This is a genomic window from Roseibium sp., from assembly GCF_048260565.1.
In the GTDB taxonomy this organism is placed as follows: Bacteria; Pseudomonadota; Alphaproteobacteria; order Rhizobiales; family Stappiaceae; genus Roseibium.
This window is the reverse complement of sequence record NZ_JBLXGP010000001.1, coordinates 758,889-774,234: the sequence shown is the minus strand read 5'-3', so window position 1 is coordinate 774,234 and position 15,346 is coordinate 758,889. Positions and strand designations below refer to the sequence as shown.

The window sequence follows — 15,346 nt, the reverse complement described above, 5'->3', positions numbered from 1 at the left end:
ATTTATCCCAATTTGAGCCAGGTGAAATATCCGTCGAGGAACAAGGTGATTGCTTCCGAGAAGACCAGGAAGAGGAAGTACATGCCGCCGGCGATCACGAACGGCATGGAAATGAAGTAGACCGGGATCTGCGGCGTCAGCTTGTTGACCAGCCCGATCGCCAGATTGACAACCACGGTATAGACAACAAACGGGCTGACGATTCTGAGCGCCAAGACGAAGGTCGTATCCAATTGCTCGCTCAGCCGCTCTACAGCGCTGACCACGTCCATCGGCCCGCCCGGCGGCAGAGCCTTGTAGGATGCCGCAAGTCCTCTCAGCACTTCCCAATGCTGATTGGAAATGAAGATCATCGCCGTTGCGGTCAATGTCATCAGGTTCGCCAGAGGCGGCAGAACCTCGCTGCCCTCGATCGCCACGCCCTGCATGTTCGACAGGCCGACGGCCATCGATACGAAGGTCGCAAGCGTTTCCAGAGCGACGAGAAAAATCCGGCCGAGGAAACCGATCAGGAATCCGATGAATAGCTCCGAGGCGATCATTTGTGCGGTCGTAGCCAGAGTCTGATCCGGAAGCGCTGCCTGCATCGTCGGCAGAAGCAAAGGTGTCAGCGCGAGGGTCACCGAAAGGGCAATGAACAGCCGGATGCGCATGGCGACGCGCTCGCTGGAAAAACCCGGTATCACCATAAGGCAGGCACCGATCCGGCAGAACAACAGAAACACAGACAACAGGACCGCGGTGCCGGCCTCGCCCAATATGAGACCGCTGACGATCATGAGACGCTGCCCAGGGACGCGACATCCACGCCTCGGGCGATTTCCAGGTGAGACAACACAGGTAACGTCGGGAACATGCGTTCCACGATCATGCGCACATATGGCCGTGCATCGGGGGTGGCGACGATTGCAAAGCTCCGGCCGGCCTTCAGGTGCTTGCGGACGGCTTCGGACATTTCATTGCCGAACTCCTCCACCAGCTGCGGTTCGATATCGAATTCGATCACGTCGCCTTTGGCATCCCGTTTGAGCGCATTGTGGAAGGCAAGGTCCCAGCGGTTTCCGAGCCGGAGCACGTTCAGGGGCCCGCCCTGCGAGAGGTCGCCGCAGATCTGCTGGGCAATGCGCATGCGGACGTGTTCGGCCACCTGTTCGGACCGGCGAACATGGGGAACGATTTCCGCAATCGCTTCCAGGATAAGGTGCAGATTGCGGATCGACACCCGTTCGGAGAGCAGCAGTTTCAGCACCGCCTGCAGACCGGAATAGGACGTATGCGCCGGACAGATGTCGTCCAGCAGCTTGCGGTATTCCGGATCCAGCCGATCGAAAAGGTTGCGCATATCCTTGTAGGACAGGAGCTGCGGGAGATTGTTCCGGATCACCTCGCTCAGGTGGGTCAGGATCACCGTGTTATTGTCGGCCGGCTCCAGGCCGTCGCGTTTCAACTCGTCCCGGTAGGCGAGCGGCACCCAGAAGGCAGGCATGCCGAAGGCCGGTTCCCGTGTTTCCTCTGCCGGCACCGGCAGATTGGCATCGGAGGACGGCATGACCAGCAGTTCGCCGACCTTGAGTTGCTGCTGGGCGACGATCGTGCCGTGGATCTTGATCTGGTAGCTTTTCGGATCGAGGGTCAGGCTGTCCGTGACCCGAACGTCGGGAACGACGAAACCGTATTGTTCCGCGAATTTGCGCCGCATCTTGCCGACCCGGCGGGCGAGTTCGCCATGGTTTGCAAGCAGCTGGCTTGAGATCTGCTTGCCCAGGCAGAGTTCGATTTCCGAAGTCTTCAAGGATTCCTTGACCGACTCCCGCGTCTCCTGCTTGGTACGGGCATCTTCCAGCGCTTTCTTATCGTCCTCGACCTTTTTCCTGGCTGCGATGCGCTTGGGAATGGCATAGCCGGTGAACCCCATCAGGCCGGCGAGCAGAGCAAACGGAACCAGGGGCAGGCCTGGCATCAGGGCAAAGATCCCCATCAGGATCGCGGCGACATAAAGCGCGCGCGGATATCCGCCGAGCTGACCGAGAACCGCCTTGTCCGTGGACCCTCTGGTCCCGCCCTTGGAAACAAGAAGACCGGCAGCCAGGGAAACGATCAGGGCCGGGATCTGGGAAACAAGGCCATCGCCAACCGACAGCTTGGTAAAGACGTCGGCCGCATCGCCCGGACTCATGCTGTAACGGGTTACGCCGATCACCATGCCGCCCAGGACGTTGACGGCCGTGATGATCAGACCCGCGACCGCGTCCCCGCGAACGAATTTTGAGGCACCGTCCATGGCACCGAAAAAGGAACTTTCCTCTTCGAGCTCGCTGCGTCGACGCTGCGCTTCCTTGTCGTTGATCAGGCCGGCAGACAGGTCCGCATCGATCGCCATCTGCTTGCCGGGTATCGCATCGAGGGTAAACCGCGCACCCACCTCGGCGATACGGGTCGCGCCCTTGGTGATGACCAGGAAGTTGACTGTGACAAGGATGGCAAAAACGATCAGACCGATTGCGAAGTCACCGCTCATCACGAACTGGGAAAAGCCGTTGATGACGTAACCGGCGGCATTCAGGCCTTCGTGGCCGTTGGCCAGGATGACGCGCGTGGTCGCAATATTCAGCGACAGGCGCAGCATGGTCGCTATCAGCAGGATCGTTGGAAAGGACGAGAAATCCAGGGGTTTCTGGATCCACAGCGCCACCATCAGGATCAGCACGGACAGCGCGATCGACATGGCCAGACCGACATCGATCAGGAAGGTCGGGATCGGCAGAAACAGGACCGCCAGGATCAGGACGATGCCGACGGCAAAGCCGATATCGCGCCTGCTGTCGAGTGCACTCGTGCCGGCTGAATTAAGGGTGGTATCAGACATGCCTTCTCTCGGTCGGAAAGAACTGCCCGCACCATGCCCGGCGAAGCTTGCGTGAACTTTGTGCCCTGGCGAATGAGGAGAACTTTTCGAAGGACGCCGGAAAGTCTCCGGATGTCAGAGGCAATAAAACTTCATGAAAAGAAAGACTTGCCCGCGTCAATGGTCCCGGCGAACCGGTCGGAGCCTGCGTCTTTTTCGACGAGGTTATCGCAACGGTTTCATTCAAGGGATATCCGGCGCTGGCCGAAAATAGAATGGCCGGCCGATAAGGCCGGCGGGTCCGGTTCAAAAACCGTTCTCGATCCGCCCGTAGATCAACACGGTCAGGCCATAGATCTGGCCGCCGATAAACGGACCGGCGATGATGATCATCACCAGGATCGCGACAATTTTCGGGATGAAGGTCAGTGTGATTTCCTGAACCTGCGTCAGTGCCTGCAACAAGGCAATGGCGATCCCGACGACCATTGCGGGCACGATCGCAGGCGCCGATCCGACGATAATCGTCCAGATCGCCGCCCGAACCAGGTCGAGTGCATCGACTTCATTCATGGTCAGCTGATCGTCACGCCGGCGCCAAGCAGGATGCCCTTGCCGTTGTCCAGCCCCAGGACCGTGCCGTCGGAGTAGATTTCGACGGAGGTTACAACGCCGGAAGTGCCGTTGGTATCGGTCGCCGTGCGGCCGATCAGGTCATCCACCTGACCGAAGGACATGTTGGTCAGCATGGTTTCGAGCTTGGAATTGGTTTCGATGGACTGTTCCACCTGGGAGAAGCTGGCCAGCTGGGCAAGCTGCTCGGAGGAATCCACCGGATCGGTCGGATCCTGGTTTTGCATCTGCGCCATCATCAGCTGCAGGAAGGCGTCGTAATCGACGGTGAGCTGTTCCTTGGCGGCACTGGCCGCCGTGGCCTGACCTGTTTCGGTCGCGGCGGAAACTGCGGATACGGTCATGTCGGAAACTCCTTTCAGGCGCAGGCCAGGCGAACGACCTGTTCGATTTCGGTCTCGCCGCCGCCCATCAATGCGGCTTCGGTCGGATAGAGACTGCGCACGATCTTCATGGCCTCGAACCATCGGGATTGGTCGTTCAGGGTTTCGACCTCTTTCAAGGTCTCCAGAATGTGCGCATTGGAAAAGACGGACTTGGCGGACCGCATCATCATTTCGAACAAGCCCTGGACAGACTGTGCGGCGACAGGATCCATGACCATAGTCTGCAGAACGAAATAGAGCTGGCGCAGTGGCGTCGTGGCATCTTCCGGCTGAAGGACATGGGTCTCCAGGAGAAAGACCGCGTCATTCATCAGTTCCAGGTTCGTCTTGCGCTCAACGCGCAGGACGGCTCCGTTTACGAACAGGCGCTCGCCCGCTTTGAGACCAATTTTCATTGATTTATCCGTTCAGGCTGTCGCGAATAATGCTGTTGATCTGGATGAGCGGATCCAGGCTTTCGCTCTCGTTCTGCCGGATCCGCTCGGTTTCCTTGATCGCCCAGATGCCGATCGAAATCAGCTGGGCGCGCAACGCGGTGGGCAGTTCGTTGTTGTCGTCGGTCAGGCTTTCCAGGAAGTAGCCCCATAGACGCCGGGTGAAGAACAGGGCTTCAACGGTTTCCCGGGAATTCGGGCCGCAGTCTTTTGCCTGCTCCAGCTTGGCGATGACGATGTTCATCGCCTCCAGTTCGTTCAGTTTTTCGTCGGCGCAGATATCGTCCATGGTCTCGGCATAGGACAAATTATACATGGAACCCTCTCTCGTTATTCAGGTCTTTGCTTCGGGGCCAGATTGCCGGCGCGCGGTCAGAAGTAGTTGAGAATGCTCAGACGCTGGATCCGGGCGCTGATCGCATAGGTCGTTTCAAGTTGAGTGATCGCGGTGTTCAGGCGGACCGACGTTTCCTCCAGATTGACGTTTTCGAGCGCATTGATGCGCTGGTTGAGAATGTCCGTCTGGATGGAAATCCTGTCGTTTGCGACCGAGACGCGTTCCTGAGCCGTTCCCATGGAACCCATCAGGTTCGTTACGCCGACGATGGCCTCACCGATCAAAGAGATCGACTTGTCGACAACAGCCTTGTAGGCATCCGGTCCCAGCGTGTCGTTACCGAGGTCCGACATCATGGTGAAAGCCTGTGCCAGTTTGCGGAACGCATCCTCATTGGCACTGACCGACGTCGTCAGTTCCTCGCTCGCGGAAATTCGGCTGACGACGGTCTGATCGGACGCACTCGACCAATCATTGCCCCAGTTCGGATCGGCGAAAAGCGCATTGAACGGCCCGTTCAGATAGGCCGTCATGGCCGCGCCGGAGATTGTCGATACGTTCGGATCGCTCTGGGTAAAGCCGAATTGTCCGAGGAAGGCAGCATCGGCCGCGATCTTGTTGGGCTGCAGCGGATCGTTGTAGTCGTTGACCGGCGCCACATCGGAATTGATCCCGGCGAAAAGGTAATTACCGTTCAGCTGGGTGTTCAGGCGCGACATCAACAGCTCAAGATTGCCTGCAGCCTCGGTTTGGGTCACCGCATTGCTGCCGTTGCTGTCTCGCACGGCCACAAGGGTCGCCAGAAAGTCTTCCGCTACTGTACGAATATCATCCATGGCGGCCTGGGCGACATCGAGCCTCGATGCCGTCAGGCCGTTCGTGTCGGCAATCGTGTTCAGAAACTCGAACTCGGATCGAAGCGTGACGGTTTCCCCGGTCTTGCTGCCGAGATCGAGCCCGACATCGAATTTGCGACCGGAGGACAGTTCCGTCTGGAGTTTGTTGACGTTGCTGGCCTGGCTCATCATCTGACGCCGGGCTCCGTCCGACATCGATATCGTCGAAATGTAGGTCATTTTCATAGCGGCTTACCTCGCAGCGGCCAGAAGATCGTCGAGCATGCTGTCGACGGCGGTGATCAGTTTGGCGGCGGCCGCATATGCGCGCTCGATGTCGAGCATGCGGGTCATCTCCTCATCGAGATTCACGCCGGTGGTGTTGGAAAGGGATTCCGCCGTTCGGGACACGATGACGGACTGGACCTCAAGGTCGCTGGTCGCCGTCTGGCGCCGGCTTTGGAGCCAACTGACGGATGACGACGCGAAGCCGGACAGGGTATCGGTCGGATCGAGTTCCACGCCGCTGTCGAAAACCCGGGGCGCATCCAGGGCGTCCAGGTATTCCTGCAGACGGCCGCTGTATCCGGCGAGATCGCCAGTGTTGTAGTCGTAGTTCGGATCGAGCGGATCGGAAATGCCGCCATCCCGGAGCAGATCAAGCTCGCCGCCCAGATCCGGATCGGCATCGGCGTTGATCCGGATATCGCCGGCCAGCCCGACGACGAGCGTGCCCGCCGCCGGAATCGCAGGCCCGCCTGTATAGGTAAAGAGACCCGCCTGATCGGGACCCGCTGCCACCTGGTCGCTTTCGGCAAAGGCTTCCACCAGACCGCGGGCGACTTCGTCGAGCTGGCTCTGATAGGTCACCGCGACCTCGTCCCTAAGGCTCGTCAGGCCTTGCAACCGCCCACTTGAAATCGGCATGATCGCATTCGGTCCGGCGACGGGAACACCATCGATATAGACCTGATTGCCGACGGTCGTCGGACCGTAGGTATTGGTCCTGTCGAAACTGACCGTCCGGGCCGTGGTTTCGAACAGTGTCACACCGCTGTCGGTGTAGACGACCATCCCGCCGTCGTCCTGCGTCAGGGTCCGGATGCCGATTTCTTCCGACAGGGAGAGCAGAACCTGGTCGCGACTGTCCAAAGCGTCCGTCACATCCGCACCGCTCTGAGTGCCGCGGACAATCACCGTATTGAGATCCTCAAGCTGACCGAGCAGCTTGTTGATTTCATCGACGGAATCGGAAATCGCCGCATCCGCATCCGCACGAACCGACTGCACCAGATCTGTTCCCTCGTTCAGGGCTCTGGCCATGTCCTTGGCGGTCTGCAGGAAATCCTGAGCAAGAATGGTGTTGTTCGGATCAGCGGCATAGGCCTGGATCGAGGTCTTGAGATCGCCAAGGCGAGCGGACGGAGACATTTCCAATGCCGTATCGCCGACGGTCTCGTGCAGCCGTTCCAGGCCGTCGAGCACGGCCTGTTGAGAAGACCCCACGGATGTGGAGGTCAGCAGTGACGTATAAAGCGCGCTGTCGGTGGTTCGCGCCACGCCCTCGACCCTGACCCCGCCCGATTGGCCGGCTTCGGAATAGACCGAACTGAGCATTACGGATTTGCGTGAATACCCGGCATCCTGCGCTCCCGCGATATTGCGGGAGGTGGTTGCGGTTTCCGCTTGCCGGGCTGCGAGCGCGGACTGGGCGACCTGAAGTGCGACGGACAGGCTCATGACATGTTACTCTCGAATTTCCCAGTGCCTTAGCGGACCAGGTTGACCAGTTCTTCCAGAAGATCGGAGCCCGCCTTGAACACCTTGGAGTTTGCGGTGTAGCTGCGCTGGGACTCGATCATCGAGGTCAACTCGCTGGCGAGATCGACGTTTGAGTTTTCAAGGGCACCGACCACAAGATTGCCCAGACCGCCTTCCCCCGGGAAACCGACCCGGACGTCACCGGATTCGTTGGATACCCGGTAGAGGTTGCCGGAAACCGGCGTCAGCTTGTCGGGGCTGGCCACGTCGGCCAGCGGGATCTGGTAGATCGCCCGCCGGTCTCCGTTGGCATAAAGCGCGTAGAGTGTGCCGTTTTCGTCGAACTCCACGTCTTCCACGGAACTCGGCGCATTGCCATTCGCGTTGACTTCCGTCACCGTGAAGTCGGCTGCCAGGTAGGTCGACTGCTCGAGATCGATATCGAAAGTACCGCCATTGGGCACGGTCACGTTGATAACGGTCGGGCTTGCCGCCGTCAGATCGCCGGTCGTGACATCGAAAGTCAGCGTTTGCGTGGACAGGGCTGCGGAAGAATACGGGAAGCCGCCGCCGGCCGCCGCATCCGCCGCATTGTAGATCGCCACTTCCCAGTCGGAATCGGCTGCCGTTTCCGTGACCTTGGAGTAATAGACGTCCAACGTCACTTCGTTGCCGAGATTGTCATAGACGACGAGAGAGGTCTTGGCGGAATAGGTGGCGGTCGCCGCGTTGGTGGACGGGAGATTTGCGGCCGCAACGATCGTTGCGTCTTCCGGCACGTTGGTCCAGAGCGTCGCTTCGTCGGTCGGGACCGCTTCCAGCCGGTTCTGGGAAATGTTGATCCGTTCCATGCCGCCAAGACCGTTGGCGACTGTCGTTGGCGTCGCGCCGTTGGAAATCGGATAACCCTGCAGATAATAGCCGGCTGTGTTGATCAGATAGCCTTCATCGGTCGGCACGAAGGAGCCGGCCCGGGTCAACATCGGGCTGCCCTCCTTGTCGGACACAACGAAGAAGCCGTTGCCCTCAACGGCGAGGTCCAGGCTTGACGTCGTATAACTCAATGCGCCCTGGTCGGTGATGGCATATTTCGTTTGGGCTTCAACGCCACCAGAATTGTAGGTGCCACTTCCTTGAGACAAAACCAGGGAAGAGAACTCCGACGCCGCGCGCTTATAGCCGGTGGTGCTGGAATTGGCGATGTTGTCAGCAACCGTGCCAAGCTTGCTCGACTGAGCATTCATGCCTGAAACACCTGTGCGCATTACTCCATAAAGACCCATGGAACGTCTCCCGTTACCAAAACTTACTGGAGACCATTCAAGAGGGCTTATCTTGCGCGAAGCTGTTGCATTGAAAAATAGAGGGATATTTTATTTGAGTCTGAAACGAATTATTTTAAATTTTAAATACTACTTTCAAAAATGCATTCTTCTTATTCATTAACTGCAGAATTCCCGGGATTTCGGGGTCCACTTTCCGAAACCGGTCGCTACCATGTTCTGGATCACCTTGCAGACATACCGTTTTTGCGCCGGGTCGTTATCCGGACCGGCATGGTAACGAGCGACCGCCATCGTCCAGGATCCCTGGCGCTGACGAAGTTCCTTCAGGAAACGCGCCGCATATTGCACATTCGCCCGGGGCTGGAGCATGTGGTCGACCGAGGTGAACCTGGAGCCGTGGTAATACTGGTTGATCTGCATGCAACCGATATCGATCAGTCTCTTGCCTTGTTTGCGCGCCTTGAGCACATCGGCCTTTGCGGCTGCCGCAGAGGGTGGAAACTCTGCCGCGCCTTCGATGTTGAGCGCATAGGGATATAGCGAATTGCGCCGGCCCGTTTCGGTCAGGCCGACGGCATAAAGAACGCCGAGCGGAACGCGATATTTCCGTGCGGCCGCAACCATTTCCTTTTCGCAGATATTCTGGATTTCCGCAGATGCGGGTGTTGCCGAAACCGACAGACCGCTAAAGATAGACGCCGCCATCGTGGCGCTGATCACCAGCTTTTTCATCTTCAACACTCCTTGTGCGGTCATCGCTTGCGGATTGGTCCTGGGTCTGGCGGCCCTGGTCTTCGTTTTCCTGACGCCCCCCTTGCTGCAACGGGTTCTGGAAAGACCCGTTGCCGGAATTCTGGTCCGCCTGTGAAAACGACGAACCGAAGGATTGGGCCTGTCCGGTATGCTGCTGACCGGTAACCCGATCATCGGCCGCGGTCTGAATTGTAATCGAGTCCGCCCTGTGACCCGTAGCGCGCAGCATCTGATCGAGCAACTGCCGATCCTGCTTCAACAATTCGGCGGTTTGCGGATTGCTCGCCGTCATTGTGACCTCGACGTTGCCGCCGGTGATTTTCAGGGTAACTTTTACCGAGCCGAGTTCGACCGGCGTCAGCTTGATCTCCAGCGTTTTGACGGCTTCGCCCTCGGGCTTAATCGAAAGCCCCTGCGGTTCGGCCGCAGCACGTGAAGCTTCCGCCTTCAGGCTGGCCATAATCCCCTCACCCACCTGCTGGATCGGAGATAGGCGGTAGGATGGTGCAAAATGCGTTTCCTGACGAACGATCTTCACCGATGCCGCATCGATCGGCGACTTCAATCCCGCGGTCTGCTTGTCGCTTCCTCGCCCCTCGGAAGCGGCTTCAGGCTCGATGCCGAACTTTGCGAAAAGGTCCTCCACCCCTTTATCGCCCGAAGCTGCTCCCCCGGCACCGCTCTGTGCCCGGGGGGCTGCTGCCTGCGCTCCTTGTGCGAAACTCTGGGTCATTGCCTGTCCGCCCGGTCGCCCGGAACTCCCGGTCTTTGCGTTCCGGCTGTTCGAGGCCATTCCGCCCGCCAGTTGTTCCAGGACACTGGCAAGGACGTCGGGGCTGCCGGAAGAGGTAGCCTTCGTCCCATTCGCATCTTCGCCGGCACTGTCGGTTTCCGCGGCATCGGTATCGGTGGCTCCATCGGCGTGGCCTGCGGAGGTCGATGCGCCTGCCCTGCCGGACATTGAAGGCGCATCGGAACCGGCGCCGGGCGCCTTCTTCTGAGGCCCAGCCTCCGATACCGCCGGAAGACCCGTGCCGTCGCCATTTTCTCCGGTGCGGTTGCCCCGGGGCTGCGCTTGACCGGAGCCGGTTCGGGCAGCGTCCGAATTCTTGCCCGTGAGCGTTCGCATCAGGTTCAGGAACTGGTTTTCCTTAGACGGCTCACCACCGTCTCCCTTTTGCTGGTTGCCGTTCAGGTTTGCCTTCGGGGATGTCTGGCCGCTCGATTGCAGCAGGGGGGAATTCGCATAGGTCATCTCAAGGGTTCCCCGCTTTGTCCAGGAGCTTGCCGGTCTCCGTGAGCAACTGATTAGCGTGGCTCATCACCGGGGTGATCCACTCCGGATCGCCGGGCTTGTTGCCAGGTGTAAAGGAAGAAAATTCGCCAATGACATTGACCGGCGGCTCCGGCCAGTGACGCACGGAATTCATCACCGAATAGACCGCATCCAGAAGGTCCAGTTCGTCGGGTTCCAAAAGGGTCTTGTCCACGGACCAGAGCGTATCCCGGACGAGCTTGATGTTCTTTGCATCCATCGTGGCGCCGGCCATGTAGATCTTCAGCATCGCTTCTTCGCGCGTTCCGCCCATTGCGAGAGGAATTGCGCGATCCACGACCTTGCGAACGATCTCAAGCTGACCGTGCAACAAAGCAGTCCGTGCCATACGCAGGTAAAGCGTCCGCTGGGTGTCTTCATCGAACTCGTTGAAGAGACTTTCTATAAGGGCGAATTTTTCGGGGCTTTTGGCAAATCCCAAGGTGTCGATCGCCAGCATGAACCTGCGTCTGAAGTCAGGCGCATAGATGGAATTCCGGAAACGACGCAGATAGGTGATGGAAAGCGACTGGAACCGCTCGATGTTGTCGAGGGTGCCGGCCACGAACACCTCTCGGCGCAGCGCAGCTTCTTCAACAAGGCTTCCGGGCAGAAGCAGACGGGCAAGGCCCAGATAGGTCAGAGCGGCTTCGGGTTTTTCACGGACCGTGACGGCCGCCAGCGCAAGCGCCACATGGCCGCCCAGGCTCGGCGGCAACTCTCGGGGATCGAACCCGGACAACAACTCGGCCGCCTGTTGTTCGCGTCCTTCGACATAGGCCAACGCGCCATTCATCAGGTTCACATCGATGCTGGGCAAGGGATCGAATTTCATCAATTCCCGCATCACGGCCGGATGACCGCCGCTTAACAGATGAATGACAGCAGCCCGTGCGTTGCGCGGATCCTGCCAGACCACCGCCGGTGCATCCATGAAGTCATTTTCCATTCGCAACAACAGCGCACGCTGGGCCGCCAGAGCCTGGCTATTGCCCTGGGCCACCTGAGCCTGAAGCGACTGCAGCGTGCGGACCATCTCATAGGGCGGTGTGACGGGTTGGGCATTCAGCGGCGAAGCCACGAGACCGGCCCAACAGAGTGTGGCCAAAAGAAAGACCCTCATTCTGCGCACCATCAGATCGCCTCCTTCAGGAAAATTTCAATCCTCCGGTTGGATGCCGCATTCGGATCTTCGGGGTGTTTCAGATCTCTGTCTGCGTAGCCTTCGACCCGCTCGAAGCGTTTCATCGGCACACCGCCGCGCGCAAGCATGTAGAGGGCCATATGGGCGCGCGCGGTCGACAGGCGCCAGTTATCGTAGTTTTTCGATCGGAACGGCCGGGCATCCGTATGACCCTTGATGACGATCTGGCCCTTTTCAGTGCGCACGATCTTGCCGATCCGTCCGAGCAAAGCGACGAGTTCAGGACGGGGTTCGGCAGACCCGATGGCAAACATCCCGAAGTTCTGGTCATCCGTAAGGCTGATCAGGACCCCGTCGTCGATTGCCTCGATCACGACGCGGCTTGCCGTTTCTTTCATGGCCCCGCTCCCGATCTCCGATAATGCAAAGTTCAACCGCTCGATAAGCGTGCTGCCTCGGACAGCGGCCCTTGCGTCGGTCGCTTTCAGCTTCAAAAGAGCCTGCCGCTTCTGCTGTTCCGACGGCCCATAGCCTCCTGCATTGGCCGCAGTCGCTGAGGAAGGAACAGACTTGCCGGCCAGGACATGCGCGACGACGTCGGCAGTTCCAGTTCCAGCTACAGCGGTATCTTCCTCGCCCGGAATAGATGCAGATTTCGGTTCGATAACAGTGACCATATCCGTCTGCGTCTTGTCGGCGGGGTCGGCTGCGAAATCCACCTCCCCTGCGCCACGCGTGGGAAGAAACTGCCAGTAAAGCGGATCGAAAGGATCACGAAACGCGTCACCGCCCCGGGCTCCCGCCTGCTTTTCCAGTCCATCGCCATAGGCTTCCCGATCGGAGTATTTGACCTCCTCCGTTGAAGCCGCCATCCCGGCGAGCTTGTCGAGCACGGCATATGGATCGGCGAAGAGCTGAGCTTCGGAATGGGTCTGGGTAAACTGGCCTGAGATGTCACCCGAACGCCCTTCGGAAGTTTCCGGTGCGACCCCCTGGCGAATGTCCAAACCTGCCTTGCGGCCGTTACCGGCGTTCAGGTCGCCTTCGGGCAGATTGGCTCCGTCTTCGTTGGTCGTACCGGCGACATTCGGGTCGTTCAGGCCCTTTTTGTTCGGCGCGGTCGAAGCGAGTTTGACCGGGTTGAAATACTGGGCGACGCCGCTCTTGACGCTGTCATCGGTGACATTGATAAGCCACATGACCAGGAAAAAGGCCATCATGGCGGTCATGAAATCAGCGTAGGCGATCTTCCACACGCCATGGCCGTGCGATTCCGTTTCCCAGTCCGGCCTGCGCCGGACAATGACGATTTCGTTGGGCAAAGTATCCTGCATACTCACTCCGCCTTCATTGCCAGGCGCAAATGCGCCATCCATTCGGCAAACCGCGTGTTCAAGGTGGTTTCGCCAATCACGGCGGTTAGTTCAGCAGTATCGGCGGTTTGAAACTCAATCCGGCCTTCCAAAGGCCCCGGCTCCGAACGGAGCAGATCCAGAAGGGTGTCAGGACCACTGATGCGCACCAGGCTTCCCTGGTCTCCTTCCAGCAGGCGGGAGAGCGTTTCGCGGAACGACATCACGATCCGGTCTGCGATCCGGTCCTCGACCAGGGGTTCAAGGACTTCCGCTACACAGTGGGCGATCCCGTCCTCGAGAGCCACGAACGCGGTTTCCAGACCTTCCGCCAGGAGACTGGCCTGTTCGGCCCGCAAAGTTTCGCGGATGGCTGCGACCTCTTCATCGTGGGACTTGCGCTCGTCCTCAAGCCGGATTTCGTATCGTTCGGCCGCCGCCGCTTCTCCAGCGGCAAGACCCCGTTCGTATTCCGCGGCGAGCTGTTCTTCCAACGTGGGCTCGGCCTGTTCCTGTACATGTACCGGCATCACTTCCGCCATAATGGCGTCCGATGAATTCAGCGTCTGGAACGGCCCGCTGTTCAGCGTCGGGATATAGGCGGCGATGTTGCTGCGCATCCTTATGCCCTCTCGTTTTCATAGAGCCACTGGCGCAGGATCGCGGCCGATTGTTCTTCGTTGTAGTCCAGGAGGGATTCCAGCTTTTTCAGTGGCGACTGATTGAGCTTGGAATTCAGGTCACTCAGCATCGCTGTATGGTCGGGAGACGTGAGATAGGCCTGACCGGAATAGTCACCGGCCATGTCGGCATCTTCCGGCATCATCGCCATATCAGCGATTTCCGCCGTTACCGGGTCGGGTTTCGGCACCAGCGCGGCAACAGCCGGGCGCAGGCCGAACCAGATCACCATTCCGGCCACAATCAGGATAGCCACGGCATTGATGATGTTGCCGGACTGACGGAGCAGGTATTCCGAAACACTCAAGGGGGGGATCGGCTCCAGGTCGCGACCGCCATCGATGAAATCGACCACGGATACCTTGACCATGTCGCCCCGCGCCGCATCGACCCCGGCCGAAGACGCCGCAAGCTGGCGGATTTCCTCAAGCTGTGCATCGACCGCGGTCTGGTCCGGTTCACCGCCGAGCGATGCATTCAGCCGGGCGCGATCGACAAGCACGGCGATTGACAGGCGTTCGACCTTGAAACCGTCCTGCGACGTCTCGATCCGCTTGGAGGAGATCTCGTAATTGACCGTTTCTTCCCGCCGTTGGTTTTCCTCGCTTGAGCGCTCGCCGTTGTTCGCCTGCACATTCTGCTCCGGAATGTTCTGTTCAACCGTTGTCGGCGTCTCTGTGCTGGCATTCTGCGAATTCTCGTTTTCGCGGATGGTGCGAACCGATCGCTCTGTCCGCGATTCCGGATCGTAGATTGTTTCCGCGATCTTTCGCCGATCGGTATTCAGATCCGCAGCAACGCTGACCTGGAAATTGTCTATGCCCAGATAAGGGGTCAGGGTTTTTCGGATGTTTTCCTGGATGCGGCTGGATACGACGGCTTCAAGGGACGCAAGCTGGCCGGCAGATGCCTTTGACGGATCGTCGCCGGCGGCAAGCAGTTCGCCGGAGGTGTCCAGCACGGTCACCTTGTCCGGGGTCATGCCGGGAACACCGGCAGCGACCAGATGGCGGATCGCATCGGCGGTGCGGATATCGTCGGATTTCTCGGACCGGATCACCACAGAGGCCGACGGTGGCTGCTGGTCGCGCCGGAACGAGCCTTTTTCCGGCATGACAATATGAACCCGGGCAGCGCGGACACCCTGCATCAGCTGGATGGTCCGAGCGAGTTCGCCTTCGAGTGCGCGAACACGGGTCACTTCCTGCATGAAGGATGTCAGCCCGAGCGACCCAAGATCATCAAAGAGTTCGTAACCGGAGTTGGCTCCGCGCGGCAGGCCTTTTTCGGCGAGCAGCATGCGCGCCTTGGCGGTTGCAGCGTGGTTGACCATGACGGCGGTGCCGTCGGAACTCACATCATAAGGAATACCGGCATCCTGAAGAGCGGATCCGATGCGGGTGACATCCTCTCCGTCCAGGCCGGTATAGAGCACCGTCTGCTCCGGCCGGGAAAGATAATAGGCGCCCAGGCCGACCGTCATGATGGTTGCCAGCCCGATCAGAGCCAAGGCAATCAACCGTCTTGCACCGAGTTCCTGGAGATTTGCCCAAAGTTTTTCTGCTTGCTCGCGGCCAGGCATA

15 protein-coding genes are annotated in these 15,346 nt (G+C 59.2%); all 15 read right to left on the bottom strand.

The genetic code is table 11. The features are described 5' to 3' along the window. Window positions 1-2: 2 nt before the first annotated feature. Window positions 3-779, bottom strand: coding sequence for a flagellar biosynthesis protein FliR (fliR, locus tag ACN0SO_RS03465; RefSeq protein ID WP_417674544.1), 777 nt, complete (start codon window positions 777-779; stop codon window positions 3-5). After that, the gene (gene flhA, locus ACN0SO_RS03460) at window positions 776-2,866 is read right to left on the bottom strand and encodes a flagellar biosynthesis protein FlhA (protein ID WP_417674542.1); all 2,091 of its coding nucleotides are present in this window, start codon (window positions 2,864-2,866) and stop codon (window positions 776-778) included. Before flhA ends, fliR begins: the two co-directional genes overlap by 4 nt. A gap of 285 nt (window positions 2,867-3,151) precedes the next feature. Then, window positions 3,152-3,418, bottom strand: coding sequence for a flagellar biosynthesis protein FliQ (fliQ, locus tag ACN0SO_RS03455; RefSeq protein ID WP_346896952.1), 267 nt, complete (start codon window positions 3,416-3,418; stop codon window positions 3,152-3,154). A 2-nt stretch (window positions 3,419-3,420) separates the two neighbouring features. Next, complete coding sequence (gene flgD, locus ACN0SO_RS03450) at window positions 3,421-3,822, bottom strand: flagellar hook assembly protein FlgD (protein ID WP_417674540.1); 402 nt, start codon at window positions 3,820-3,822, stop codon at window positions 3,421-3,423. Between the two features lie 14 nt (window positions 3,823-3,836). Beyond that, window positions 3,837-4,259 carry a flagellar biosynthesis repressor FlbT gene (gene flbT, locus ACN0SO_RS03445; protein WP_417674538.1) on the bottom strand — a complete coding sequence of 141 codons (423 nt, stop codon included), beginning with the start codon at window positions 4,257-4,259 and terminating at the stop codon, window positions 3,837-3,839. Window positions 4,260-4,263: 4 nt separating this feature from the next. Then, a complete protein-coding gene (gene flaF, locus ACN0SO_RS03440; RefSeq protein ID WP_417674536.1) occupies window positions 4,264-4,614 on the bottom strand; it encodes a flagellar biosynthesis regulator FlaF in 351 nt (116 codons plus the stop codon). 56 nt (window positions 4,615-4,670) lie between these two features. Then, window positions 4,671-5,717 (bottom strand): flagellar hook-associated family protein, encoded by a 1,047-nt coding sequence (locus ACN0SO_RS03435; protein ID WP_417674534.1) that lies wholly within the window; start codon window positions 5,715-5,717, stop codon window positions 4,671-4,673. A 6-nt stretch (window positions 5,718-5,723) separates the two neighbouring features. Continuing rightward, entirely contained in the window at window positions 5,724-7,211 is a 1,488-nt protein-coding gene (flgK, locus tag ACN0SO_RS03430) for a flagellar hook-associated protein FlgK (protein ID WP_417674532.1), read from the bottom strand. Between the two features lie 29 nt (window positions 7,212-7,240). Then, window positions 7,241-8,515: a flagellar hook protein FlgE gene (locus ACN0SO_RS03425; protein WP_417674530.1), complete on the bottom strand. Its 1,275-nt coding sequence runs from the start codon at window positions 8,513-8,515 to the stop codon at window positions 7,241-7,243. Window positions 8,516-8,674: 159 nt separating this feature from the next. Next, complete coding sequence (locus ACN0SO_RS03420; protein ID WP_417675037.1) at window positions 8,675-9,223, bottom strand: transglycosylase SLT domain-containing protein; 549 nt, start codon at window positions 9,221-9,223, stop codon at window positions 8,675-8,677. Continuing rightward, complete coding sequence (locus ACN0SO_RS03415; RefSeq protein WP_417674528.1) at window positions 9,204-10,526, bottom strand: flagellar hook-length control protein FliK; 1,323 nt, start codon at window positions 10,524-10,526, stop codon at window positions 9,204-9,206. The genes ACN0SO_RS03420 and ACN0SO_RS03415 overlap by 20 nt, the downstream gene beginning before the upstream one ends. Before the next feature lies 1 nt (window position 10,527). Further along, a complete protein-coding gene (locus ACN0SO_RS03410; protein ID WP_417674526.1) occupies window positions 10,528-11,721 on the bottom strand; it encodes a chemotaxis protein in 1,194 nt (397 codons plus the stop codon). Then, window positions 11,721-13,064, bottom strand: a complete 1,344-nt coding sequence (locus ACN0SO_RS03405; protein WP_417674524.1) for a MotB family protein — start codon at window positions 13,062-13,064, stop codon at window positions 11,721-11,723. Before ACN0SO_RS03405 ends, ACN0SO_RS03410 begins: the two co-directional genes overlap by 1 nt. A gap of 2 nt (window positions 13,065-13,066) precedes the next feature. Further along, entirely contained in the window at window positions 13,067-13,702 is a 636-nt protein-coding gene (locus ACN0SO_RS03400; RefSeq protein WP_417674522.1) for a hypothetical protein, read from the bottom strand. A 2-nt stretch (window positions 13,703-13,704) separates the two neighbouring features. After that, window positions 13,705-15,345, bottom strand: coding sequence for a flagellar basal-body MS-ring/collar protein FliF (gene fliF, locus ACN0SO_RS03395; RefSeq protein WP_417674520.1), 1,641 nt, complete (start codon window positions 15,343-15,345; stop codon window positions 13,705-13,707). Window position 15,346 lies beyond the last annotated feature (1 nt).